Raw genomic sequence first — 22,780 nt, forward strand, 5'->3', positions numbered from 1 at the left:
TGGAAATAAGTACTACTCCCCTTTACGTAGCAAAATAATCTTTAGGGTTTTTATCGCGATATATACATCCAGCTCCAGAGACAAGTGTTTAATATAGTAAAGGTCGTAAGATAGTTTGTCTTTGGTGCTTTGAATAGAGTCGGTATAGCCTTGCTCTATCTGAGCCCAGCCGGTAATGCCAGGTTTTACAATATGGCGATAGTTGTAGAATGGTATTTCCTGCTGGTACTGCTCGACAAAAAATAGCTGCTCTGGACGTGGGCCGATGAGGGACATTTCATCTTTTAGTACATTAAGGAGTTGCGGTAGTTCATCTAACCTTGATTGACGTAACCAACGGCCCACCCAACTTATTCTTTGATGCTCAGATGTGGCAAATTTAGCTTCATCGCCTTCCTTGCTCTCCATTGTTCGAAACTTATAGATGATAAATCGAGAGGCGTTTCTTCCTACTCTTTCTTGTCGGTATAAGATTGATTCTGATGGAAGGTTGATCTTCACAATCGTCGCAGTTATTAGCAGTAGTGGCAAAATAATCGGCGCTAGACCGATAATCAGCAGCTTTTCGACTATTGAGCGAATTTTGAGGTAGCCAATATTAGGGGACAACACTTCAATCGTGTTCTGTGTTAAGTGTGTTGTTGACACCTTCTTGTCTAGTTTTTCCCTTAATAAGTGTGAGTGGTAGATTGGGATATTGCTTAGACTACAATCCGCCAAAAAATGCTCTTCTTCCCTCGTTAGTGGCTTGTGTAGGTTGACCAACACACCATGTCCGACTTCCTTTATTTGTGTGTCATGGCTTATCGGTTTTAAGTCTAAGCTTTCATATTGTTCAAACTGCTCAACGCAGACGTTGCTTAAGTAAAATAACTTAGCTTTCAAGCGACGGCTGTATAGGAAGCGAAAAATTGAAAACCAAAAGAAAGATAGCCCTAAACCGAGAATTAATGTGGTTCGAGAGTAATCTAGGCGCAGCATCGCTATGGCAACTAATACAATGCAGTAATTACTTAAGACTATAGGGAGAACTTGATAGCGCTGAGTGCTAAATACGCGCGGCCGAGCTGCTGGGGTAAACCACCCAATAGAAAAAAAGCAGAGAGTGATCGCACAAATACTATATAGGATAGAGTTTGGGAGCGATGGGTAAAAAGCTGCGGTCCATAAACCTATAATTAATAGGATGCACATCAATCCAATAGCATGTAGTTTGATTTGTCTATCGAGTTTCATTTGATTTGCACACTTTTAGTCAGTAACAATACGGTATCACACTCATCCAATTGGTTTCCACGTTAGTCTAAGTGCTAATTTGGGGGCTAACACATAAAGTAGAGGGTAAATCGTGAAAAGAATTGCTGTAGTGGGAGCTGGGTATGTCGGTCTATCTATCGCTTTATTACTAGATAAGCCCCACCAAGTTATTGTCTATGATTTTTCTACTAAAAAAGTTGGACAACTGAAGGCAAAACGCAGTCCATTTCAAGACCCTTTAGTGCAGAAATATTTGGATGACGCAACTCTTAGCTTCACTACTGATCCGGATACAGCGCTTTCTGATGCGGAGATTGTAATTGTAGCAACGCCTACGGATTACAATAATGAGGACTTTCAATTTGATACTTCCTCAATTGAACAGGTCGTTCAGCTGGTTAAGAGTGTTAACCAAGATGCTACGATTGTTATTAAATCCACGGTACCTGTTGGTTACACTCAAAGTCTAAACCTTGAATTTGAATGCAACAATATCCTTTTTTCCCCAGAGTTTTTGCGAGAAGGTTCCTCATTACAAGATAGTTTATTCCCTTCAAGGATAATCGTTGGTGACTTGGGGGAGGAAGGTGCATCGGTGGCGGAACTATTTGCTAGTGCATGTTTGCAAAAGCAGCCTACCATTCAATTAATGCCTTCTTCAGAGGCTGAAGCAGTAAAACTTTTTTCTAATACTTATTTAGCCATGAGAGTAGCGTTTTTTAATGAACTGGATACTTTTGCTGAACAAACTGGTTTAGATAGTAGAAAAATTATTAGTGGCGTAGGCGAAGACCCACGAATTGGTAATCACTATAATAACCCTTCTTTTGGATACGGTGGATATTGTCTGCCCAAAGACACTAAGCAGTTACTGTCAAATTACCGAGGTGTTCCTAACGATTTGATACAAGCTATCGTAAAGTCCAATACAACACGGAAAGATTTTATTGTTGAATCTGTTCTTGAGCTGAGCCCTGAAACGGTAGGGGTTTATCGTCTAATAATGAAATCGGACTCGGATAACTTTCGTTCTTCTTCAATGGTTGGAATTATTGAGCGCTTACTAGCCAAAGGGGTGTCGTTAGTGTTGTATGAGCCACTGCTCACTGAGTCGTTATGGTCAAATGTGAAATTGGTGAGTGATTTAGACGTCTTTAAGCAAAAAGCGGATGTGATTTTAGCTAATCGATCTTCAGAAGAGCTCGCTGATGTATGTGACAAGGTCTATAGTCGGGACTTATTTGGTAACGGCTAATCAAAAAGCGAGAGCTCTAAAACTCTCGCTTTTTGACTACAGAATCTGTTTTAGCACTCTATCTGCTTTCACTCGGGTGATTTTGCGAATCAACTTTTGTACTGAGTCTGGATAATCTTCCACTTTCTCAAGCTGACGATAGGTACAAATCAGCTGAGTATGTTGCAGGATATTTTCCACTTCTTTGTCGAATTGCTCAGTTAGGTGATGGTAATGATCTTGAATTAAAATCGCATTCTCTAAATCCAGTTTCCAAGCGCGTGGATTTAGGTTGTTGCCTGTAATCAACATGTAACGTTTATCTACCCAGATCCCTTTTAAATGGAAGCTATTATCGTCGTGCTTCCAAAGATTGATAGAAAGCTGACGGCTTGCAATGTTTGCTTCATTAGCTTTAGCAAATCGTCTTAAGTTCAACTCATATAGGTAAGGTAGCCCACCAATTGTTTTGAACTCTTCTTCTGGTGATATATAGAAATCGTTTGCCGTTTTATCTCCGACGACAATAGTGACTTTTACGCCACGTTTGAGCGCTTTCTTAACTTCTTTTGCCACACTTTTTGGAAAGTTGAAGTACGGGGTACAGATGAATATTTCATCTTTCGCTTGGGCGATTAACTGATTGATCCCTTGGTTCAGCTTATTACGACGTTTACCAATACCTACAATAGGTGTCACTGCGATTTGCTCTGGAGTAGCTTCTTCTGGGGCAAACTGATAGCTAGATTGAGCAAGAGATGCTCGAAGTTGTCGAATGTCGGCTTTGATTGCCTTAGTTGTGGGTTTGGAACTACAGGCCAGCTCATTGACTGCAGGGTGTGCGATCATTTCTTGACGGACGAAGTCCACCATTGAGTTAGCTAGGGTAGTGTGGTTTAGAACGTGGTAGCGGTCAAAACGATAACGTTCGTGGTAACTCAAATAAATGTTGTTAAGGCTAGCGCCACTGTAGATGACTTGGTCATCGACAATAAAGCCTTTTAGGTGAAGTACTCCAAATACCTCTTTGCCTCTAACAGGAACGCCATAGACAGGAACTTTATGTTCATATTTTTCGCAGAATCTTTTGTACATTGCTGCGTTGCCTTCAGAGCTTTCTGCTCCGATTAAGCCGCGCTGCGCTCTGTGCCAATCAACGCAAATGTTGATGTCTAGCCCAGGGTTGCGCTGTTTTGCTTCATAAAGTTCAGTAAGTATTTCTCTTCCTGCTTCGTCATCTTCCAAATAAAGAGCAACAAGATAGATTCGTTTGCTTGCTTCTCGAATCGCACTGATGATGCGTGTTCGAAAGTCTTGAGCAGAATAGAGCACTTCAAAGTTCTCTGGATTCATTGCAAGAGCAGGAAGCTGATCGAATGGGTTCCTATTGGCCATCATATCGGGCGTATAACCTCAGTAGTTAAGAAAACAAGGCATGCGAAAATTCGCGAACCACGGATATTAGCAAAATTAAGCATTCCTTTACCAGAAAAGCCGCAAGCTACGTCAATTATCTGGCTGAAAGTGCATCGGAATGAGACATCTACCACTTTTAAGGTAGCGTTCCATTAGCATTCTAAGCGAGTTGGGTAGTTGCTCAATCGATATACTTTTAAAGCCATGTTGTTGGTAGAACCCTTCCAAATGGCTATAGGCAAAGCAGTAGTCATGAGTTGTGAGTATTTGTTCACGGCAATATTGCATCAATTGATGTCCATAAGCTTTAGAGCGATGAGCAGGAGTAACGAGCATGCCTGTTAGTAAGCGACATTGCTCTATAGAGCGAAACCTAACCACAGTGACAAGTTCATGCCCAAGTCGCCCAGCAACAACGAGCTCGTCCTTTTTGGCTTTACTCGACGAGTAGTGAGTTCTGTATAGGCGGTTTACGAGCGGTACTTTTATGGGCTCCAAGATGCCGATCGTTAATTCACACATTCTCACTTTCCCCTGAATTGCGTTAGAATGAAGCCAGTTTAATTGACCCTACAATGCCCATGCAATCATATTCCAATATAGATCTAAGCCCTTATCACACGTTTGCAATTTCGCAAAAGTGTCGTGAGCTGGTGGAAGTAAACAATCTTGATGAGTTAATTCAGGTTTATCAATCAACCCATTGGCAGTCACTGCCTAAGTTAATTCTGGGGAAAGGTAGCAATGTTTTGTTTACCGAGGCATATGATGGGCTAGTAGTGGTGAATCGGATCCTAGGAAAAAAAGTCGTTGAAACTGATAGCGACTTCCATTTGCATATTGCAGCCGGAGAGGATTGGCCGTCATTGGTTCAGTGGAGCGTCGACAATGGCTATGCGGGGCTAGAAAACTTAGCTCTAATCCCAGGCTGTGCAGGGTCTGCACCCATTCAAAATATTGGCGCTTACGGGATTGAATTTCAACACGTGTGCGAATATGTCGATATTTTGTGCTTAGATACTCTGTCGCTTAAACGGCTATCGAGTGCAGAGTGTGAGTTTGGTTATCGAGACTCTATCTTCAAAAATAGTCTCTACCAGAAGGCTGTTGTGGTCGCAATAGGTTTAAAACTAAGCAAGCACTGGCAACCGAATATTGAGTATGGTCCTTTAACGTCATTTTCTAGAGAGACTGTAACGCCAAGTCAGATCTTTAAAAAAGTGAGTGATATTCGCAACCAAAAGTTACCTAACCCTGAAGTGACAGGGAACGCGGGGAGTTTTTTTAAGAACCCAGTAATTTCTGAGTCCCAATATGAGGAACTCAAGGTTCACTTCCCTGAAATGGTGGCCTATCCGGCAAAAGAGGGTGTTAAAGTCGCTGCTGGTTGGCTTATCGATCAGTGCGGCTTGAAAGGCTTTACGTTGGGAGGTGCTCAAGTTCACCCAAATCAAGCACTGGTCATAGTCAATAAGCAGGATGCATCTGCTGTAGATGTTGTGTCGTTGGCTGCCCATGTTTGCAAGAGTGTTGTCGATAAATATGGTATTGAGCTTGAACATGAAGTGCGTTTCATGGGAGCGTCATCAGAGACAAAATTACACACTATTTTGGAGAGCCAGCAGTGAAAGATCATACCGTAAAGCTATCCATTTTAAAGGTATTGTCGGCTGGTGGATTCCACTCGGGTGAAGGCCTAGGCGAAGCCTTGGGTATTTCTCGTGCGGCAATTAGCAAGCATATTAAAGGTATACAAGAGTGGGGCGTGGATATTTATCGTGTCCAAGGTAAAGGTTATCAACTGGCGCAGCCGATGCAATTACTCGATGCAACAGTAATTCAAAGTAGAGTGACACTACCCGTTGAGCTAATTCCTATTATCGACTCAACGAACCAGTACCTTTTAGATAGAGCGGACTCTTTAGAATCTGGCACTGTTTGTATTGCTGAGTATCAAGCTAAAGGGCGAGGAAGACGAGGTCGAGAGTGGGTTTCACCTTTCGGTTCTAACCTATACCTCTCTATGTATTGGCGATTAGATGCTGGTATGGCTGCAGCAATGGGACTCAGTTTAGTTGTCGGTGTTGCTATCGTCGAGGCACTCGAAAAATTGGGCGTCGATGGTGTGAAGTTAAAGTGGCCTAATGATCTTTACTATCAAGATAGAAAGCTAGCGGGCATCTTAGTGGAGATGTCTGGACAAGCGGGTGCAGCAGCCAACTTAGTTATCGGTATGGGTATGAACCTAAAAATGGCAGAAAACACCGTGGGTATCACTCAGCCTTGGTCAAGTCTTACGGAAGCTGTATGTGGTGAGGCGTTGGATCGTAATGAGCTTGCATCTATGTTGGTCAATACGCTACATACTGCTCTAACGGACTATGAGCTGCAGGGTATGAGTGGATTCGTTGAACGTTGGAATCGCCTCGATAACTTTATTGGCAGAAAGGTGAAATTGATTATGGGGCAGCGTGAAATTACCGGTGTTGCCCGAGGTATCAATGAGCAAGGGGCTGTTCTACTTGAAACAGAACACGGTTTAGAAAGCTATATCGGTGGCGAAATCAGTTTGCGCGGCAATGATTAATTATTGTAGGTTTAGCGCCAGTCGTCGGACCTCGGCTTGAAAGGAATGATATCTGCGGTTTGTGTTGGCTCTGTAGCTTCTCCCTCTAGAGCATTACGAAACTTAAAAACTTGCAACGACAGTTCTTGCATGAGTAGAACATTAGTTTGATTTGGGTTTTTACATTGACTAACCACTCGGTCAATATGACTTTGTTGAGCCCATAGTCGCTCTTGCATCTCGCTGGACGCAGACAAAATCATTTCTTCACACATATCTTTTTTAAGCTGCAAGAAAGCATCCGGGTGGTGTTCCGCCAATTCTACTAGCTCGTCAAATGTAGGCAGAGTTTGATTTAAAGGGGAAGAATTCATTGCGGGTGCCTCCACATTTGTTGATTAAATCATCAACACACTACTCTAAGCTTAAGCGAGGAAGTAGAGTTAGGTTTGAACGAAGTTCTCCGTTCTCAATAATGAGACGGTTAGCTCTGACTAAGTGGAAGGCTGGCTTTCTATTTTTCGGATGTTTTTATCACGGAGTATGTGCAGCGACGTTCACCTTGAATAATATGTTCTGTACGAGTTACGTCATATTCGTGACCGATAAGTGATTGGAATACATTGAGTTCAGATTGACATAAGCTCGGGCAACGAGTCGCAGCTTTGCATATAGGGCAGTGGTTTTCTGTTAGTATAAAGTCTTCCCCGTCTTGTTCCAGTTCAGCCATGTATCCTTCTTGCTGGCGCAAATGGACTAGCTTGGTCAGTTTTTCTTCGACAGTTTTACTGTCGGCGAGAGCATTAGCGTAGTGGTTTAGAGTTTGGCTTTCTCTTTCTGCTGCAACTTTAGCGACACCTTCTGAGCCAAATAGTGATTCAACAGCATCAATCACTTGAATGGTGAGCTCTCCGTGGCGATCAGCAAATTGCGCATGTCCTTTCTTGGTTAGCGACCAGTGGCGAGTCGGGCGGCCTACTTTGACCTTAACGTCATGAAACTCGAGAATTCCTTCATTTTCAAGTGTTTGAAGGTGCTGGCGCGCTCCCATTGTGGTAATGCCAAAGCTATCTGCAAGCTGTTTCGCTGTTACAGCACCATCTTTCTTGATGGTGTTTAATATCCGATCACTGGTTTTCATACCACTCCTCACTGTGTGCTTTTTTATTATGTCGGATGTGCTTAATAAAGCAAACGTATTACTTAATAGCTATCGAGCAATTTGAAAGAGGGCTTACGTCTAACGAAAACGTTGTGATTTAGCACGAGATTTTCTAATGTTCCTCACAAAATTTTTTTCTTCCCCCCTTGGAATGGCTAGCTTTGCCCCCCACATCTGTTTCACGAGGTAACTCACCAAATCTTTTGTTGAGTTCATTTATCAAATCATATGGAAATTTTCAGGAGAGACGACCGATGAACATTCGTCCATTACACGACCGAGTTATCGTAGAGCGCCAAGAAGTTGAATCTAAGTCAGCAGGTGGCATCGTTCTTACAGGTTCTGCTGCGGAAAAATCAACACGTGGTACGATTCTAGCTGTTGGCAAAGGCCGCATCCTAGAAAACGGTACTGTACAACCGCTGGACGTAAAAGTGGGTGATACTGTTATTTTTGCTGAAGGCTACGGCACTAAAACAGAAAAAATCGACGGCAAAGAAGTTCTGATCATGTCTGAAAACGACATCATGGCAATCGTTGAATAATTGATTCTGAATCACAACGAAAACGAAAATCGAATTTAGAAAGGAAATTAAACATGGCTGCTAAAGACGTTAAATTTGGTAATGACGCACGCGTAAAAATGCTAGAAGGTGTAAACGTTCTAGCTGACGCAGTAAAAGTAACACTAGGCCCTAAAGGTCGTAACGTAGTATTAGATAAATCATTTGGTGCACCAACTATCACTAAAGATGGTGTATCTGTTGCGCGCGAAATCGAGCTTGAAGACAAGTTCCAGAACATGGGCGCACAAATGGTTAAAGAAGTGGCTTCGCAAGCAAACGACGCAGCGGGTGACGGTACGACAACAGCAACAGTACTGGCTCAAGCTATCGTTAACGAAGGCCTAAAAGCAGTCGCTGCTGGCATGAACCCAATGGATCTTAAGCGCGGTATCGACAAAGCAGTAACAGCAGCGGTTGAAGAGCTAAAAGCACTTTCAGTTCCATGTGCAGACACGAAAGCTATCGCACAAGTCGGTACTATCTCGGCTAACTCAGACTCTACAGTCGGTAACATCATTGCTGAAGCGATGGAAAAAGTAGGTCGTGATGGCGTTATCACTGTTGAAGAAGGTCAAGCACTGCAAGACGAGTTAGACGTAGTGGAAGGTATGCAGTTCGACCGCGGTTACCTATCTCCTTACTTCATCAACAATCAAGAAGCAGGCAGCGTTGATCTAGAAAGTCCATTCATCCTTCTTATCGACAAGAAAGTATCAAACATTCGTGAACTTCTTCCGACTCTAGAAGCGGTTGCTAAGGCATCTCGTCCACTTCTAATCATCGCTGAAGATGTAGAAGGCGAAGCGCTTGCAACTCTAGTAGTGAACAACATGCGCGGTATCGTGAAAGTTGCTGCGGTTAAAGCGCCTGGTTTCGGTGACCGTCGTAAAGCAATGCTACAAGACATCGCTATCCTAACTGGCGGTACGGTTATCTCTGAAGAGATCGGTCTAGACCTTGAGAAAGTAACGCTAGAAGACCTAGGTCAAGCTAAGCGTGTAACCATCACTAAAGAAAACTCAACCATCATCGATGGTGCGGGTGAAGAAGCAATGATCCAAGGTCGTGTTGCTCAAATCCGTCAGCAAATCGAAGATGCAACTTCAGACTACGACAAAGAGAAACTACAAGAGCGCGTTGCTAAGCTAGCAGGCGGTGTTGCAGTAATCAAAGTTGGCGCTGCGACTGAAGTTGAAATGAAAGAGAAGAAAGACCGCGTAGAAGACGCACTTCACGCAACTCGCGCTGCAGTTGAAGAAGGTGTGGTTGCTGGTGGTGGTGTTGCACTTATCCGTGCTGCATCTAAGGTGGCTAACCTTGAAGGCGATAACGAAGAGCAAAATGTCGGTATTCGTGTTGCTCTACGTGCAATGGAAGCGCCTATTCGTCAAATCACTAAGAACGCAGGTGATGAAGAGTCAGTGGTTGCTAACAACGTTCGTGCTGGTGAAGGTAACTACGGTTACAACGCGGCAAGCGGTGAGTACGGCGATATGATCGATATGGGTATCCTAGATCCAACTAAAGTAACTCGCTCTGCACTACAGTTCGCTGCATCAGTTGCTGGCCTAATGATCACTACTGAAGCGATGGTAACAGACCTACCTCAGAAAGAAGCACCTGCAATGCCTGATATGGGCGGCATGGGCGGTATGGGTGGTATGGGCGGCATGATGTAATCTGCGCTAACTATCTAGGGTTTTAGAAACCTATAGTTTAAAAACGGGAGCTTAGGCTCCCGTTTTTTATTGTTTGCTGATGCCAAACTCGCAATGACCTACTGCTAAGTAACAATGGCTTATTTAACAGGCGTAGTTTGAACAAATATGAGTATGAGGCTCTCAGCGTACAAAAGATGATCTTCACTCCACTTTGTAGGTGTGCACTTTGTGATATTTTCGTAGGTTATTTATATCCGTTAGGTGTTTGGGTGTTTTTAAGCATTTGGTCACATATTGTGGTGTTTGTTCTTTCCTATGATGTTGCCCGACTGGGGAGCCGATGATGTCTATCGGCATACTCATATCAATTGGTAACTTGAACAAATGGAAGGGATTATGGAGTTCAAAATAAACACATTGGCAAGTGCGACAATGCCAATGCTGGTGACATCAATATTGATACTAAGCCATTCAAAAACATTGGCAAGTGAAGTGATTCAATCGGATCTGTATGTGCCAGCGGAAGATGAAGTGGTGGTTTATTACAATAGAAACACGAGCGATGAAGGTGAGTACCAGGGCTGGGGCATGCATCTGTGGAACGGAGAAGGATGTACCAGCACCGATCTTGAGGTTATGGGGATAAGTAGCTCTGGAACCAGTTGGGATCAACCTTATCTTGCTGATGGCTTTAACCCTACTTATGGCGCATTCTACATTTTCAAAGTTGATCAGCAAGCGAGTGACCCTCATACGTGCATGAATTTTATTTTGCACAAAGGTGATGAAAAAGCATTTGGTAGCGCTAATCATAAAGTTGCTCTCACACAGTTGGATAAACACCGTAGTGTGTTTGGCTTCCATGGCTCCAGCCAGCTTTATTATGAACCGACCTCTGAACGTCCAATTGCAATTGATGGTCAAAAAGCCCATTGGTTAGATGAACAGACGATTGCTTGGGAAGCTGCTGCAACCGCTGCTCGAGTAGAACTTCGCTCGTCACCAAGAAACCGCATTAAGCTGGATGAAGAAAAAAATCAAATCATTGGTGGTATGCCTGTAGAGTTGTCGATCACCGGTGAATTGAATGATGAGCTCCAGCAACGTTTCCCTCACTTAAGCGGCTTAACCGCGACTCAAATTGACGTAAAGCGACACAAACTTACGCGCATCTTGAAAAGCCAAATCGTGCTAGTTGCCTATGACGACCAAGACAAAGTACTTGCGGCCACAGAAGTGCAGAAAGCGGGAGTATTAGACGATGTTTACGTCAACGAACAAGCGGGCAACGCCATTTCTGAACAGCTTGGGACTATTGTAAATGGGAGCAAGACAGACTTTAGACTTTGGGCACCAACGGCACAAAAAGTAACGCTGCATATCTACAACAAAAACAAAAGACCAATTAAAAGCCTCCCTATGTGGGAAAACCGACGTAACGGTATTTGGGAGCTAGATGGCTTAAGAGGTGTTGTCGGGAAATACTATCGCTATGAAGTGAGAGTGTACCATCCCACGACACAGCAAGTAGAAACGGTCATGGTGACAGACCCATATTCTCTGAGCGTATCTACCAACTCGATGTACTCTCAGGTGGTGGATCTTGATAGTAATAAACTCAAGCCCCGTGGTTGGGATCATTATCAAAGGCCTGAAACACCGTTGGCAGACGATGGCCAGTATTTAGATGAATACCATGTGCTTTATGAGTCGCACTTGAGAGACTTTAGCTACAGTGACACATTAGGAAGCCCGCAACTTAACGGGAAATACTTAGCGCTGACCGAGCAAGAACGTGAATCTGTCAGTCATTTAAAAGCTCTGCAAGAGGCTGGGTTAACAACACTACATATTTTGCCAGCGTTTGATATTGCCACCATCAACGAAGCGGAAACCATTGATATTCATGACACGGTTGGGGAGCTGTGTGCGGTCAGAGCTAGCGCTGTGGTCTGCGGGGAAGAAGATGCTAGTCAAACGTTAGAAGAGGTGCTTCAAGGTTATGATCCCACTACTGGCCAAGCTCAAAGGTTAATGAATGATTTGCGAGATCTAGACAGCTTTAACTGGGGCTATGATCCGTTTCATTACACGGTACCTGAAGGCAGCTATGCAACCAATACGGAAGGGACAACGCGTATCAAAGAGTTTCGTGAAATGGTGAAAGCGACACATGAAATGGACCTTAAGCTGATTATGGATGTGGTTTACAACCACACTAACGCGTCAGGTGTGAATGAAAAATCAGTGTTGGATAAAATTGTTCCAGGGTATTACCACCGCCTCAATACCAATACTGGCGGAGTCGAAACTTCGACGTGCTGCGATAACACCGCAACCGAAAATCGTATGATGGGAAAATTGATGATCGATTCTCTGGTTACGTGGGCAAAAGACTATCACGTCGATGGTTTTCGATTTGATTTAATGGGCCATCAACCGAAAGAGCTAATGGTAGAAGCTCTGGAAGAGGTGCGTAAGGTTCGTCCTGATATCTTGTTCTATGGGGAAGGTTGGGATTTTGGTGAGGTATCCAACAACGCTCGCTTTACACAAGCCACCCAGTTAAATATGGCGGGGACTCGGATAGGGACTTTCTCTGACCGCTTGCGTGATGCCGTTCGTGGGGGAAGCCCGTTCGATGGAGATGGTACAGGTTTAAGGAAAAACCAAGGCTTTGCCAATGCAGCTTATCCAAATGAGCGCCGTGACATGACTGAGCAAGAAGCGCAGGATTTACTGCACAATCAAGACTTAGTACGTCTGGGCATGGCAGGTAACTTAGCCGATTTCATTTTGGTTGATTACAAAGGTGAGACTAAAAACGGTAAAGGTATCGACTATAACGGGGCTCCTGCTGGCTATACAGAATACCCTTCAGAAAATATTTCCTACGTTTCAAAACATGATAACCAAACGTTTTGGGACAACAATGCCTATAAAACGGCAACGGGCGTTAGCTCTGAAGAGCGTGCTCGTATGCAATCCATCGGATTATCCACAGTTATGCTCGGGCAGGGCATTCCGTTTATCCATATGGGATCTGAGTTGCTACGTTCCAAATCAATGCAGCGAGACTCCTATGACTCTGGCGACTGGTTTAATCGCGTGAAGTTCAATGGCGATGATAACAATTGGAATGTCGGTTTACCGCGCGAAGATAAAGATGGAGCGAATTGGTCGCTGATATCAGAGATAATTGCGGACAGTACTAATGAGCCGAACACACAGGATATCGAGTTAACCAAACGACAATTCCTGGAGTTGCTTGAGATCCGAAGCGCTAGTGATTTGTTCCGCTTGAACTCAAAACAACAGGTGATGAAGCGAGTTGATTTTCATAATGTCGGTCCTGCTCAAACTCAAGGCTTGATCGTAATGTCGATCGATGACGGTATCTATGCGGGTACTGATCTGGATTCGAATTACGACGCGATTGTCGTAATAATCAATGCGACTCCAGAAACTCAAGTGTTTGAAGTCGAGGGTTCATCTGGTTTCCAGCTACATGATGTGCAGGCAGATTCGGCTGACAGTTTAGTTCGTAGCGCTTCGTTTGCAGATAGCTCATTTACCGTTCCTCCATTAACCACCGCAGTATTTGTTCAACCACAAGTCGGTTCGCAGGGGAGTGGTTTACCAGTGACAGAAAAAGACCAAGACTTACCACCATTTGGTTCGTCAACGGTCTATATCGCTGGGGGATTCGGGCAAGCATTTTGGGACCCCGCAGGTATTGAGGTGCCTTATACGACAGCGGGAGTTTACAGCGTGAGGTTGGGGTTGAGTGAGGAAACTAGTTACAAGTTTACGCTTGGTGATTGGGGGAGTGAGATGAGCTGTGGCGGTGATAACTGCCCGTCTAATTTCACAGAAATTGGTATGTATGAATTCGCGCTCGATGCCAATGATACGAAAAACCCAATTGTTTTAGACGCGAGACTGGTTGAAAGCTATGAGGGTAAAGAATGGTATATTCCAGGTACGCTTTCAGGAAGCTGGGATCATTCGGATGAACGCCGAATGTTTCAAGGTGATCAGGCTGGTCAAGTTGAGTTTGTCACGGCTGAATTAACAGCGGGTAATCAATATGAATTTAAGTTTACGTGTGGCAATTGGGGACAGTGTGAACATGGGGCTGTGAATGTCATCGAAGCGGAAGGATCATTGCCGATTACTAATGCCAGCGGCAACATTGGCTTTACACCGGATGTCACCACAACGTATTTGGTTGAGTTTGACTTTCTTCGTAAGCACGTGACTATTAGTCAGCAATAAGTGGCAGTAGCCGTGTCATCCACTAAAGCGCCACTCTTTTGAGTGGCGCTTTTTTTATTCAAGCTGGTGGACTAGTGTTCTGTTTCAATTTCTTGCACACTGGTTCTATTCGTACAACTTAAGGATGAGAAATGCAGGTTAAAAAGCTGAAATACAAGCAGGGAATAGCTGAGTTATTGATATCGGATTGGCATACCGAAAGAGGGCAACACTGGGGGATTTTTTCATCTCATAGCCAATGTTCAGCTTTAATTGTTCGTATGCTCAGTGGAGAGTTACAACCAACCTCCGGGGATATTTCTGGGTTACCTGAACGCATCGCATGCGTCTCTTTAGAGTTACAACAAAGCTTGCTTGAAGAGCAATTGGCGAAAGATGAAACCGACTTTCAAGATAGCATCGACTACGGTTCGACCGTCGAACAACTGATTTTGGAGATGGGGTGTACCGAATCTGAACTTAATGACGTCATCGAAAAGACAGATCTCAATACCTTACGTCAGCGTCACTTTAAGCAGCTATCGACAGGCGAAACAAGGCGAGTCATGTTAGCGCGAGCATTAGTGACTAAGCCGCAATTGCTGATACTTGATGAACCCTATGCAGGTTTGGACGTTGCCTATAGAGCCGCTCTGAGCGAGTTACTTAATCTCTGCGCTCAGCAAATGCAATTGTTGGTCATTACTTCACGCGAAGATGAGTTGCCTTCATGCATCAATCACGTAGCCTTGTTTGATCACCGCTCTCTCACGCAACAGATGACTCTTGAAGAGTGGCATAACCACCCGATAAAACAGCATATTCAGAAGCTGTCTCAGCAAAAAGGTGGCAGTGTCTTTGAGCTATTAGAGTCTTATCATCAGCAGCAAGATGTTCCGAACCCACTCATTGATATGCGTAACGTAAAAGTGGAATACCTCGATGGTTTGATATTTAAAGATCTAACCTGGCAAGTATTACAAGGCCAGCATTGGCAAGTTAGAGGCCCTAATGGTTGCGGTAAAAGTACGTTACTGGGCTTAATTATGGGTGACCATCCGCAGTGTTACTGTAATGACATTACAGTGTTGGGGATGAAACGTGGCAGTGGCGAAAGTATATGGGATGTGAAACGTCAGATAGGTATCGTATCTTCCGCCTTACACCTGCAATATCGAGTAGGCTGCAGCGCACTCGATGTTTTACTGTCGGGATTTTTTGATTCGATTGGATTGTATGAACAACCGAGTAAAAAACAGATCCAACAAGCTCAGCACTGGTTAGATGCGTTAGAGATGCGATCGTTAGAAAGGGAAAGCTTCCGCGCTTTGGATTATGGGCAGCAGCGCTTATTGCTCATCGGCCGTGCTTTGATTAAACAGCCAGCATTGTTGATTCTAGATGAGCCTTATCAGGGCTTGGACTTTATCAATCGAAAGTTGGTCCACTGTGCATTGAACCGTATTGCACAAGCGAATCTAAGCCAGCTACTCTATGTTACTCACTATCAAGAAGATGCCTTGGGAGCGATAGATAACTTCGTTGATTTCGTTCCAGACACAGAAGGGCACCGCATTGAAATAAGCGCTCGCTAACAAACAAAAAGGCTTCATACGAAGCCTTTTTTAATCTCTATGAGTGACTTAAAGGATGTGGTTACGCTCTTCTGGATCCTTGCGCTCTAGGTAGTGAATCGACTTAATACGGCGAATGGTACGGCAACGTCCACGGATCAGTAGCGTTTCGGTAGTGGCAATGTTTCCTTGGCGAGTGATGCCTTCCAGTAGGTCGCCTTTGGTGATTCCTGTTGCTGAGAATACCACGTTGTCGCTGCGAGCCATGTCTTCCATTTTTAGCACGATACCAGCCGTTACGCCCATTTCTTCACAACGCTTAAGCTCTGCAGCGCCGTAGATACGGTTTTCTTCGCTGTCGCCTTTGACTTCATGACGAGGAAGTAAGCGGCCGTGCATATCGCCATCGAGTGCGCGGATAACGGCAGCTGAGACTACGCCTTCAGGTGCACCGCCAATGCAGTACATAACGTCTACTTCGCTGTCTGGCATACAGGTTAGAATTGACGCTGCTACGTCACCATCTGGCACAGCAAAGACTCGAACGCCCATTGCTTGCATTTCAGCGATGACTTCATCATGGCGAGGCTTGGCTAAAGTAGTCACCACTAGAGTGTCGAGTGACTTACCGAGTGCTTTCGCGATGTTTTCTAAGTTCTCTTTGAGTGGCTTGTTTAAGTCGATGCAGCCTTTTGCTCCTGGGCCAACAACCAGCTTCTCCATGTACATATCCGGTGCTTTTAGAAAGCTACCTTTCTCACCAGCAGCAAGCACTGCAAGTGCGTTTGATTGCCCCATAGCAGTCATTCGAGTGCCTTCGATTGGATCGACAGCAATATCGACGGCATCGCCACCAACGCCTACTGATTCACCGATGTATAGCATAGGTGCGTCATCGATCTCACCTTCACCAATTACGATCTCGCCATCAATTTCAGTTTTGTTTAACAAGCTACGCATTACTTCGACTGCAGCATTGTCCGCGGCGTTCTTATCGCCTCGTCCTAGCCATTTGTAGCCTGCTAATGCAGCGCCTTCTGTAACACGTGAAAATGCCATTGCTAAATCGCGTTTCATGGTGACTCCAATCTAAAAAAGGGAAGGGGAATTTTTCGGCGCGATTTTATCACATCGAAAAGGAAACGTTTGCCTTTTCGTTTAATCGAGATCAATCTCAATCAAATTAGCCATGAATTCGACAGTGAGGCTTTGCTAAGTCAAGTGTTTGTCAATATACGGCGTTTTTTTAGGCAAATGACGCACATTATCGAATATAGGGCGTGTTTCTCATCGAACTGCTGAGTAGAATGGAGGCAAGGGTCCAACTCAACCGAACAACATGAAAGGTAGGCTAAGATGTCTTTTGAAGTACTAGAACAGCTAGAAGCAAAAATTCAAACCGCAGTAGATACAATTGCACTTCTACAAATGGAAGTGGAAGAGCTAAAAGAAGAGAAAGAGCAACTAGCGAGTGAAGCGAACGAGCTTAAAGCAAACCGTGAAGAGCTAGAGCAAAAAGCGCAACAAATGCAGCAAGAACATGCGGCTTGGCAAGAGCGCATCCGTAACCTACTGGGTAAAATGGACGAAGTTGAATAAGAAAACTTTCGTACCACTTCATTGTAAAAACAATGAACGCCAGACACAAAAAAGCCAACATTATGTTGGCTTTTTTGTGTCTGGGATTTGAGATAGAGTGCTTACGCTTGTGGGCGAACACCTAGGGTGTGGCATAAAGCGTAAGTCATTTCTGCGCGGTTAAGTGTATAGAAGTGGAAGTCTTTCACTCCTTCACGGCTTAGAATACGCACCATGTCGATTGCTTGGCTCGCCCCAACGAGTTGACGAGTTGTCGGGTCGTCATCTAGGCCCTCAAACTGTTTTGCCATCCAACCCGGCACTTTTACATTGTTTTGTGCGGCAAAGCGAGAAGCTTGCTTGAAGTTTGAAACCGGTAGAATCCCTGGAACAATCTCAACGTCGATTCCCGCAGCAACACAGCGGTCACGGAAGCGAAGGTAGCTTTCTACGTCAAAGAAGAACTGAGTGATGGCACGGTTAGCACCAGCATCCACTTTACGCTTCAGGTTAAGCAGATCGGATTGTGCGCTTTTTGCTTCAGGGTGTACTTCTGGAAATGCGGCTACCGATATATCAAAGTCATGACGAGCTTTGAGTAGCTTAACAAGATCAGAAGCGTACATCTCTGGAGCACCGCCACCCGGTGGAATATCACCACGTAGCGCTACAATATTTTTAATGCCGTTGTTCCAGTAATCGTCTGCGATTTGAATCAGTTCTTCACGAGAAGCATCAATACACGTTAAGTGCGGTGCAGCAACGAGACCTGTTTGGTCTTTAATTTCTTTAATAATGGAGTGAGTACGATCGCGCTCACCGGAGTTCGCACCATAGGTGACAGACACAAATTTTGGCTGAAGCGTTTTTAAACGATGAACGGAGTTCCATAGTGTTTCTTCCATCTTTTCGCTGCTTGGCGGAAAGAACTCGAACGAAACATTGATGTTGTCAGAAAGCTCTGCAACGTTCTGGTTTAAAGCGTCGATATGACCTGCGTGTGTGTAACCCATCTTACTCTCCCTGTGGCAATCTCAACCACAAACAAATATCTCAAATCCTTAAATTGACGTTTAGACGTCTATATGTCCACAGGATGTATTGAATACGATTTAATGTCAACAGTGTGACTATGAATTTTCTTCATGTTTAAGATGAGGAAGTTTCAATATAGCAAGGTGAGTAAAATGAAGATATATATAGAAGAAGTGAGGCTGGCGATAAGCCAGCCTCAGTGCCAAAGAAAGAAGTCTTATGACATGACGGAAAATTAGATAAGACTTGAGAGCAGATTCAAATCAGATTGAATTGCACCCGCGGTGACTTCCTGGCCTGCGCCTGGGCCGCGAATGACTAATGGGTTATCTTTGTACCACTTGCTTTCAATGGCGAAGATGTTGTCGCAAGGAAGTAAGTTAGCCAGAGCGTGCTCTTTAGAAAGCGCTTCAACGCCAACGGTTGCTTGACCATTCTTTTCCAGTCTTGCTACGTAACGCAGTACTTTGTCTTCACGCTGAGCTTTTTCTAGCCGTTCCGCTAGGCGCTCGCTGAGGATTTGGCTTTTATCTAAGAAATCGTCGAGAGACAACTGAGCCAGCTCTTCCGGCACCAGAGATTCCACCTTCACGTTTTCTGGCTCAATATCCAACCCTGATTCGCGGGCAAGGATAACCAATTTACGCATGACGTCTGAGCCGTCGAGATCTGCACGCGGGTCTGGCTCGGTTAAACCTTGTTGCCATGCAAGGTCAACCAGTTCAGAGAACGGGACGCTGCCATCATATTGCTGGAACAACCAAGATAATGTGCCAGAAAAGATGCCAGAAAGCGCCGTGATTTCATCACCACTTTCACGTAAGTCACGTACAGTATGATTGATAGGTAAACCTGCACCTACTGTCGCATTGTAGAACCAATGGCGATTAATCTTGCTGAAAGCATCTTGTACTTGATGGTAATACGCGCTTGCTGCTGAGCCAGCGACTTTATTCGCTGAAATTAAGAGCATGCCTTGCGAAGCAATATCTAGGTATTGCTCGGCTAGTGCTTTACTCGCTGTCACATCGAGTACGATAAGATCGTCAAAGCCTTGAGTTGCTCCCAGACGTTCAATCCACTCATTCCCATTGTGCGCAATGGCTTCATCATCGAATCGCTCGGCGACGGTATTCGCATTAATACCATTTGAATCGTACCAGTAAGTCTGGCTGTCGATAACCGCAACCAGTTCAAAGTTCATTCCACGGCGCTTTTCCAGCTCCGTTTTCTGCTCAGCAAACAGTGATAACCAACTGGAGCCAATATTACCTTTGCCACACAACGCGATGGCAACGCGTTTTTGAGCTTGGAATAACTGGCTATGGATAGCTGTCACTAGGGGGGATACAGGAGTGGTACGCAGAACAGCGACTAGGCTCAAGCCAGAAAGAGATTCAGAGATGAACTCTACCGGTGATGCCTTCAGCTGCTGGTAGAAACCGTAACAGTGGTTTGGGTTTTTAATTACGCCAGCCCCAACAGCGGCGATTAATGAGTAACCTTCTTTTAGCTTAATCTCAGCTTCGATTGCAGCATCTTGCAGATGGCTCAAAGCGCCGCTCGCGATTTCGCTGGTGTAGGCTAAGCGCAAAGTAAATTGATCCGGTTGCGCTTCGTACGCCAGAGGTTCAAGTTGAGCGCGTTTAAGGCTTTGCAACACATCAGATTCAATGCGTTCAAAGTCGTGACCATGGTCGAAAGTCAGTTGAATCAGTAAAACTTCATCTAAAGAGGTGATGATTTTTGCGCCACGACCGGAAGCGAGTACACGCTCTATACGAGTAGAACCCGATTCAGGTTGGTAGCTACAGCGTAGGTTGAGATCCATGGCACTTTGAGCAACGGGCTGAAGTGTGCGGCTGTGAAGAACAGGTGCCGCCAAACGCGCCAGTTCACTGGCTTCATCAAGACGCAATAGCGGCAGTAGGCAAGCATCGTTAACGACGCGAGGATCTGCGCTGTATACTCCTGCTACATCACTCCAGATAGTGACCTGAGACGCTTCTGCCAGTGCTCCAATTACTGTCGCTGAATAGTCTGAGCCATTACGTCCAAGTAGAACGGTATTACCTTGGCTGTCTTGGGCCATAAAGCCAGTGATAATCACGCGGTGGTGCGCGTGTTGTGCTAGCACCTCTTTCATTAGTGGGTAAGATGTACCACGTTCTACTTCAGGCTGCGTACCTGCTTCAGCCCGCAAAAATGCACGTGCATCCTGAGCGACCGCTTGTAAATCGTGTTCACACAACAATGCGGCGAGCAGTCGGGAAGACCAAACTTCACCATGACCGAGTATGGCGGCTTTTTCGGCTTCGGAAAGCGGTGCGACGAGTTCGCCTAACGTGCTGAATTCGTCATTGAGCTGAGCTAATAGGGCTTGTTTCGCGTCACCCGATATCAGGCTCTCGATGAGTTCTGTTTGGAACTGACGAAGCGTTTGAAGGGCTTCGTGTGCGATGCGGCCATCTTTGTGTAGCCCTTCCACAAACTCGATTAGACGGTTAGTGGTTTTTCCTGCCGCAGAGACCACCACTAAATCTTCACTATTGGAGTACTCTTTTAAGATATTTACCACGCGTAGGTAGCATTCAGGGTCAGCTAAGCTACTGCCACCAAATTTATGAAGTTGACGTTGAACAGTCATTCCCTAGGCACCTCGCTTAGCCGTTTTTTCAAATGCTTGAGTAAGGTCATCGATAAGGTCCTGCGCATCTTCTAAGCCAACCGATAAACGTAGTAATTGTTGAGAGACTCCTGCTTCAGCCAAAGCCTCTTCACCCATCGCGCGGTGCGTCATTGATGCAGGGTGGCAGATCAGGCTTTCTACGCCACCGAGAGATTCCGCTAACGAAAACAGTTCGAGTTCGCCAACAAAATATTTCAGTTCTTCAAATGAACCAGCAAACTCAAAACTCAGCATAGAGCCGAAACCAGATTGCTGCTTTTTCGCAATCTCATGGCCTGGGTGTTCTGGAAGGCTAGGGTGATAGATTGCTCCAACTAGTGGCTCCGACTGTAAGTACGTCAGAATCTCACGAGAGCTTTCTTCATGAACTTTCATTCGAGCGCCGAGCGTGCGAATGCCACGCAGTGTCATGTAGCTATCAAATGGTGTGCCGGTTGCACCAATGCAGTTGCCCCACCAAGCAAGCTCTTCTGCGTGTTCTTCTGTTTTCGTGATCACTACACCACCAATGACGTCTGAGTGACCATTAATGTATTTGGTTGTCGAGTGAATAACGAAGTCTGCGCCCAGCTCTAAAGGCTTTTGGAACACAGGTGTCAAAAAGGTATTGTCGACAGCGACGAGTGCACCAACTTGCTTTGCTTTTTGGCAAGTTTGGGCAATATCAATCACTCGAACCAGAGGGTTAGAAGGGGTTTCTAGCAGGATAAGCTTTGGCTTTTGTGCCAGAGCTGCGTCGAATGCAGCAGGGTCTGACTGGTCGACAAACTGTACTTTAAAGTCGCCTTTTTGAGCTCTGGTGTTGAACAGACGGTAAGTGCCACCATAACAATCGTGAGGTGCGATAATCAGATCATCAGGGCCAAGGAAAGCAGACACCCACAAGTTAAGCGCTGATGTGCCACAATTGGTCACAACGGCGCCTTTACCATTTTCTAGCTCAAATAAAGCGGTTTCAAGTAAGCCACGATTTGGGTTGCCAGAGCGGGTGTAGTCGTATTTTGGCACTTCACCAAATGCTGGGAATCCGTAGTTGGTCGAAAGGTAAATAGGTGGCACAACAGCGTGATGCTGAGTGTCTGATTCGATTCCTGTACGTACTGCAATAGTGGCTGGCTTACGGGTGCTCATAGATACTTCCTTTGTGACAATAGCTATCTCGTGGTGACTTATGATTTGGAATGAGCTATACCTAGGGTTTGTTGGTATTAACAACGATTGCTAAGAATCATTCCTTCTAGTTTATTCCACACTTTACTTATCAATTTTTGAGACGTCAACACTTCTAGACGTCTATATGTCTTTGCTTATAGACTTAAATCCCGCTAAAATCGCGCTTTAGAATTTTATAACAGACAAAATTGAGTAAAGGTGCGCAATGGCAGACTGGAATGGCGAATACATTAGCCCATACGCGGAGCATGGAAAAAAGAGTGAGCAAGTAAAGAAGATCACGGTTTCCATTCCACTGAAAGTTTTAAAAGTATTAACAGACGAGCGTACGCGCCGCCAGATTAATAACTTACGCCACGCGACGAATAGCGAACTATTGTGTGAAGCGTTCTTACACGCTTATACAGGTCAACCATTACCGACAGATGAAGACTTGCGAAAAGATCGCCCTGACGATATTCCAGCTGAAGTGAAAAAGCTGATGACAGAGATGGGGATTGAGTTCGAAGCGTACGACGAAGAATAATAGCAGCAACAACCCAGCACCTTGTTTTTCGCTGCGAACTCTGTCTATTGATGAAAATAAAAAACCGCTGATTCAATCAGCGGTTT

The 22,780-nt window shown here is 44.9% G+C and carries 18 protein-coding genes; 9 read left to right on the forward strand and 9 right to left on the reverse strand.

All coding sequences use genetic code 11. The annotated features are described in order from the left end of the window. Window positions 1–12: 12 nt before the first annotated feature. Window positions 13–981, reverse strand: coding sequence for a sugar transferase (locus tag ACXABW_RS00885; protein ID WP_457523563.1), 969 nt, complete (start codon window positions 979–981; stop codon window positions 13–15). A gap of 367 nt (window positions 982–1,348) precedes the next feature. Here ACXABW_RS00885 and ACXABW_RS00890 point away from each other — a divergent pair, with 367 nt between their 5' ends. After that, a complete protein-coding gene (locus ACXABW_RS00890) occupies window positions 1,349–2,512 on the forward strand; it encodes a nucleotide sugar dehydrogenase (protein ID WP_457523565.1) in 1,164 nt (387 codons plus the stop codon). Between the two features lie 36 nt (window positions 2,513–2,548). Here the strand turns inward: ACXABW_RS00890 and pssA are convergent, their stop codons facing one another. After that, on the reverse strand, window positions 2,549–3,889 hold the full coding sequence (gene pssA / locus ACXABW_RS00895) for a CDP-diacylglycerol--serine O-phosphatidyltransferase (protein WP_457523566.1): 1,341 nt from the start codon (window positions 3,887–3,889) through the stop codon (window positions 2,549–2,551). A gap of 108 nt (window positions 3,890–3,997) precedes the next feature. Next, window positions 3,998–4,429, reverse strand: coding sequence for a GNAT family N-acetyltransferase (locus tag ACXABW_RS00900; RefSeq protein ID WP_457523567.1), 432 nt, complete (start codon window positions 4,427–4,429; stop codon window positions 3,998–4,000). A 59-nt stretch (window positions 4,430–4,488) separates the two neighbouring features. Between ACXABW_RS00900 and murB the strand changes: the two genes are divergently transcribed. Next, window positions 4,489–5,535, forward strand: coding sequence for a UDP-N-acetylmuramate dehydrogenase (gene murB, locus ACXABW_RS00905; RefSeq protein ID WP_457524927.1), 1,047 nt, complete (start codon window positions 4,489–4,491; stop codon window positions 5,533–5,535). Further along, window positions 5,532–6,494 (forward strand): bifunctional biotin--[acetyl-CoA-carboxylase] ligase/biotin operon repressor BirA, encoded by a 963-nt coding sequence (birA, locus tag ACXABW_RS00910; RefSeq protein WP_457523569.1) that lies wholly within the window; start codon window positions 5,532–5,534, stop codon window positions 6,492–6,494. The genes murB and birA overlap by 4 nt, the downstream gene beginning before the upstream one ends. 11 nt (window positions 6,495–6,505) lie before the next feature. Here birA and ACXABW_RS00915 read toward each other — a convergent pair whose 3' ends face one another. Together ACXABW_RS00915 and ACXABW_RS00920 are read right to left on the reverse strand one after the other, a co-directional pair. Next, entirely contained in the window at window positions 6,506–6,847 is a 342-nt protein-coding gene (locus ACXABW_RS00915) for a DUF3135 domain-containing protein (protein WP_457523570.1), read from the reverse strand. 140 nt (window positions 6,848–6,987) lie between these two features. Continuing rightward, window positions 6,988–7,614 carry a helix-turn-helix transcriptional regulator gene (locus ACXABW_RS00920; RefSeq protein ID WP_457523572.1) on the reverse strand — a complete coding sequence of 209 codons (627 nt, stop codon included), beginning with the start codon at window positions 7,612–7,614 and terminating at the stop codon, window positions 6,988–6,990. 275 nt (window positions 7,615–7,889) lie between these two features. On the opposite strand from ACXABW_RS00920, the gene ACXABW_RS00925 reads away from it, so the two are divergent. From ACXABW_RS00925 to ACXABW_RS00940, 4 genes are all read left to right on the forward strand, one after another. Continuing rightward, window positions 7,890–8,180 carry a co-chaperone GroES gene (locus tag ACXABW_RS00925; RefSeq protein WP_252029035.1) on the forward strand — a complete coding sequence of 97 codons (291 nt, stop codon included), beginning with the start codon at window positions 7,890–7,892 and terminating at the stop codon, window positions 8,178–8,180. A gap of 53 nt (window positions 8,181–8,233) precedes the next feature. Continuing rightward, window positions 8,234–9,880, forward strand: coding sequence for a chaperonin GroEL (gene groL, locus ACXABW_RS00930; RefSeq protein ID WP_252029036.1), 1,647 nt, complete (start codon window positions 8,234–8,236; stop codon window positions 9,878–9,880). 378 nt (window positions 9,881–10,258) lie between these two features. Continuing rightward, window positions 10,259–14,140, forward strand: coding sequence for a pullulanase-type alpha-1,6-glucosidase (pulA, locus tag ACXABW_RS00935; protein WP_457523573.1), 3,882 nt, complete (start codon window positions 10,259–10,261; stop codon window positions 14,138–14,140). Window positions 14,141–14,271: 131 nt separating this feature from the next. Next, window positions 14,272–15,714 (forward strand): ATP-binding cassette domain-containing protein, encoded by a 1,443-nt coding sequence (locus ACXABW_RS00940; protein ID WP_457523574.1) that lies wholly within the window; start codon window positions 14,272–14,274, stop codon window positions 15,712–15,714. Between the two features lie 48 nt (window positions 15,715–15,762). On the opposite strand, the gene glpX is transcribed toward ACXABW_RS00940, so the two are convergent. Then, entirely contained in the window at window positions 15,763–16,770 is a 1,008-nt protein-coding gene (gene glpX, locus ACXABW_RS00945) for a class II fructose-bisphosphatase (protein WP_457523576.1), read from the reverse strand. Between the two features lie 279 nt (window positions 16,771–17,049). On the opposite strand from glpX, the gene zapB reads away from it, so the two are divergent. After that, a complete protein-coding gene (gene zapB / locus ACXABW_RS00950; RefSeq protein ID WP_252029041.1) occupies window positions 17,050–17,292 on the forward strand; it encodes a cell division protein ZapB in 243 nt (80 codons plus the stop codon). A gap of 101 nt (window positions 17,293–17,393) precedes the next feature. Here the strand turns inward: zapB and metF are convergent, their stop codons facing one another. From metF to ACXABW_RS00965, 3 genes are all read right to left on the reverse strand, one after another. Next, window positions 17,394–18,284 carry a methylenetetrahydrofolate reductase gene (metF, locus tag ACXABW_RS00955; RefSeq protein ID WP_252029042.1) on the reverse strand — a complete coding sequence of 297 codons (891 nt, stop codon included), beginning with the start codon at window positions 18,282–18,284 and terminating at the stop codon, window positions 17,394–17,396. A 257-nt stretch (window positions 18,285–18,541) separates the two neighbouring features. Beyond that, complete coding sequence (locus ACXABW_RS00960) at window positions 18,542–20,953, reverse strand: bifunctional aspartate kinase/homoserine dehydrogenase II (protein ID WP_457523579.1); 2,412 nt, start codon at window positions 20,951–20,953, stop codon at window positions 18,542–18,544. 3 nt (window positions 20,954–20,956) lie between these two features. Beyond that, a complete protein-coding gene (locus ACXABW_RS00965; RefSeq protein ID WP_457523581.1) occupies window positions 20,957–22,126 on the reverse strand; it encodes an O-succinylhomoserine (thiol)-lyase in 1,170 nt (389 codons plus the stop codon). Between the two features lie 247 nt (window positions 22,127–22,373). On the opposite strand from ACXABW_RS00965, the gene metJ reads away from it, so the two are divergent. Continuing rightward, window positions 22,374–22,694: a met regulon transcriptional regulator MetJ gene (gene metJ / locus ACXABW_RS00970; RefSeq protein ID WP_006963343.1), complete on the forward strand. Its 321-nt coding sequence runs from the start codon at window positions 22,374–22,376 to the stop codon at window positions 22,692–22,694. Window positions 22,695–22,780: the final 86 nt, after the last annotated feature.

The organism is Vibrio paucivorans, assembly GCF_054053395.1.

Coding starts and splice junctions, on each gene's coding strand:
- ACXABW_RS00900 (WP_457523567.1), bottom strand. CDS start 4,429: ATGTGTGAATTAACGATCGGCATCTTGGAGCCCATAAAAGTACCGCTC.
- zapB (WP_252029041.1), top strand. CDS start 17,050: ATGTCTTTTGAAGTACTAGAACAGCTAGAAGCAAAAATTCAAACCGCA.
- ACXABW_RS00885 (WP_457523563.1), bottom strand. CDS start 981: ATGCTGCGCCTAGATTACTCTCGAACCACATTAATTCTCGGTTTAGGG.
- murB (WP_457524927.1), top strand. CDS start 4,489: ATGCAATCATATTCCAATATAGATCTAAGCCCTTATCACACGTTTGCA.
- ACXABW_RS00925 (WP_252029035.1), top strand. CDS start 7,890: ATGAACATTCGTCCATTACACGACCGAGTTATCGTAGAGCGCCAAGAA.
- metF (WP_252029042.1), bottom strand. CDS start 18,284: ATGGGTTACACACACGCAGGTCATATCGACGCTTTAAACCAGAACGTT.
- ACXABW_RS00940 (WP_457523574.1), top strand. CDS start 14,272: ATGCAGGTTAAAAAGCTGAAATACAAGCAGGGAATAGCTGAGTTATTG.
- pssA (WP_457523566.1), bottom strand. CDS start 3,889: ATGATGGCCAATAGGAACCCATTCGATCAGCTTCCTGCTCTTGCAATG.
- metJ (WP_006963343.1), top strand. CDS start 22,374: ATGGCAGACTGGAATGGCGAATACATTAGCCCATACGCGGAGCATGGA.
- glpX (WP_457523576.1), bottom strand. CDS start 16,770: ATGAAACGCGATTTAGCAATGGCATTTTCACGTGTTACAGAAGGCGCT.
- groL (WP_252029036.1), top strand. CDS start 8,234: ATGGCTGCTAAAGACGTTAAATTTGGTAATGACGCACGCGTAAAAATG.
- ACXABW_RS00960 (WP_457523579.1), bottom strand. CDS start 20,953: ATGACTGTTCAACGTCAACTTCATAAATTTGGTGGCAGTAGCTTAGCT.
- ACXABW_RS00920 (WP_457523572.1), bottom strand. CDS start 7,614: ATGAAAACCAGTGATCGGATATTAAACACCATCAAGAAAGATGGTGCT.
- pulA (WP_457523573.1), top strand. CDS start 10,259: ATGGAGTTCAAAATAAACACATTGGCAAGTGCGACAATGCCAATGCTG.
- ACXABW_RS00915 (WP_457523570.1), bottom strand. CDS start 6,847: ATGAATTCTTCCCCTTTAAATCAAACTCTGCCTACATTTGACGAGCTA.
- ACXABW_RS00965 (WP_457523581.1), bottom strand. CDS start 22,126: ATGAGCACCCGTAAGCCAGCCACTATTGCAGTACGTACAGGAATCGAA.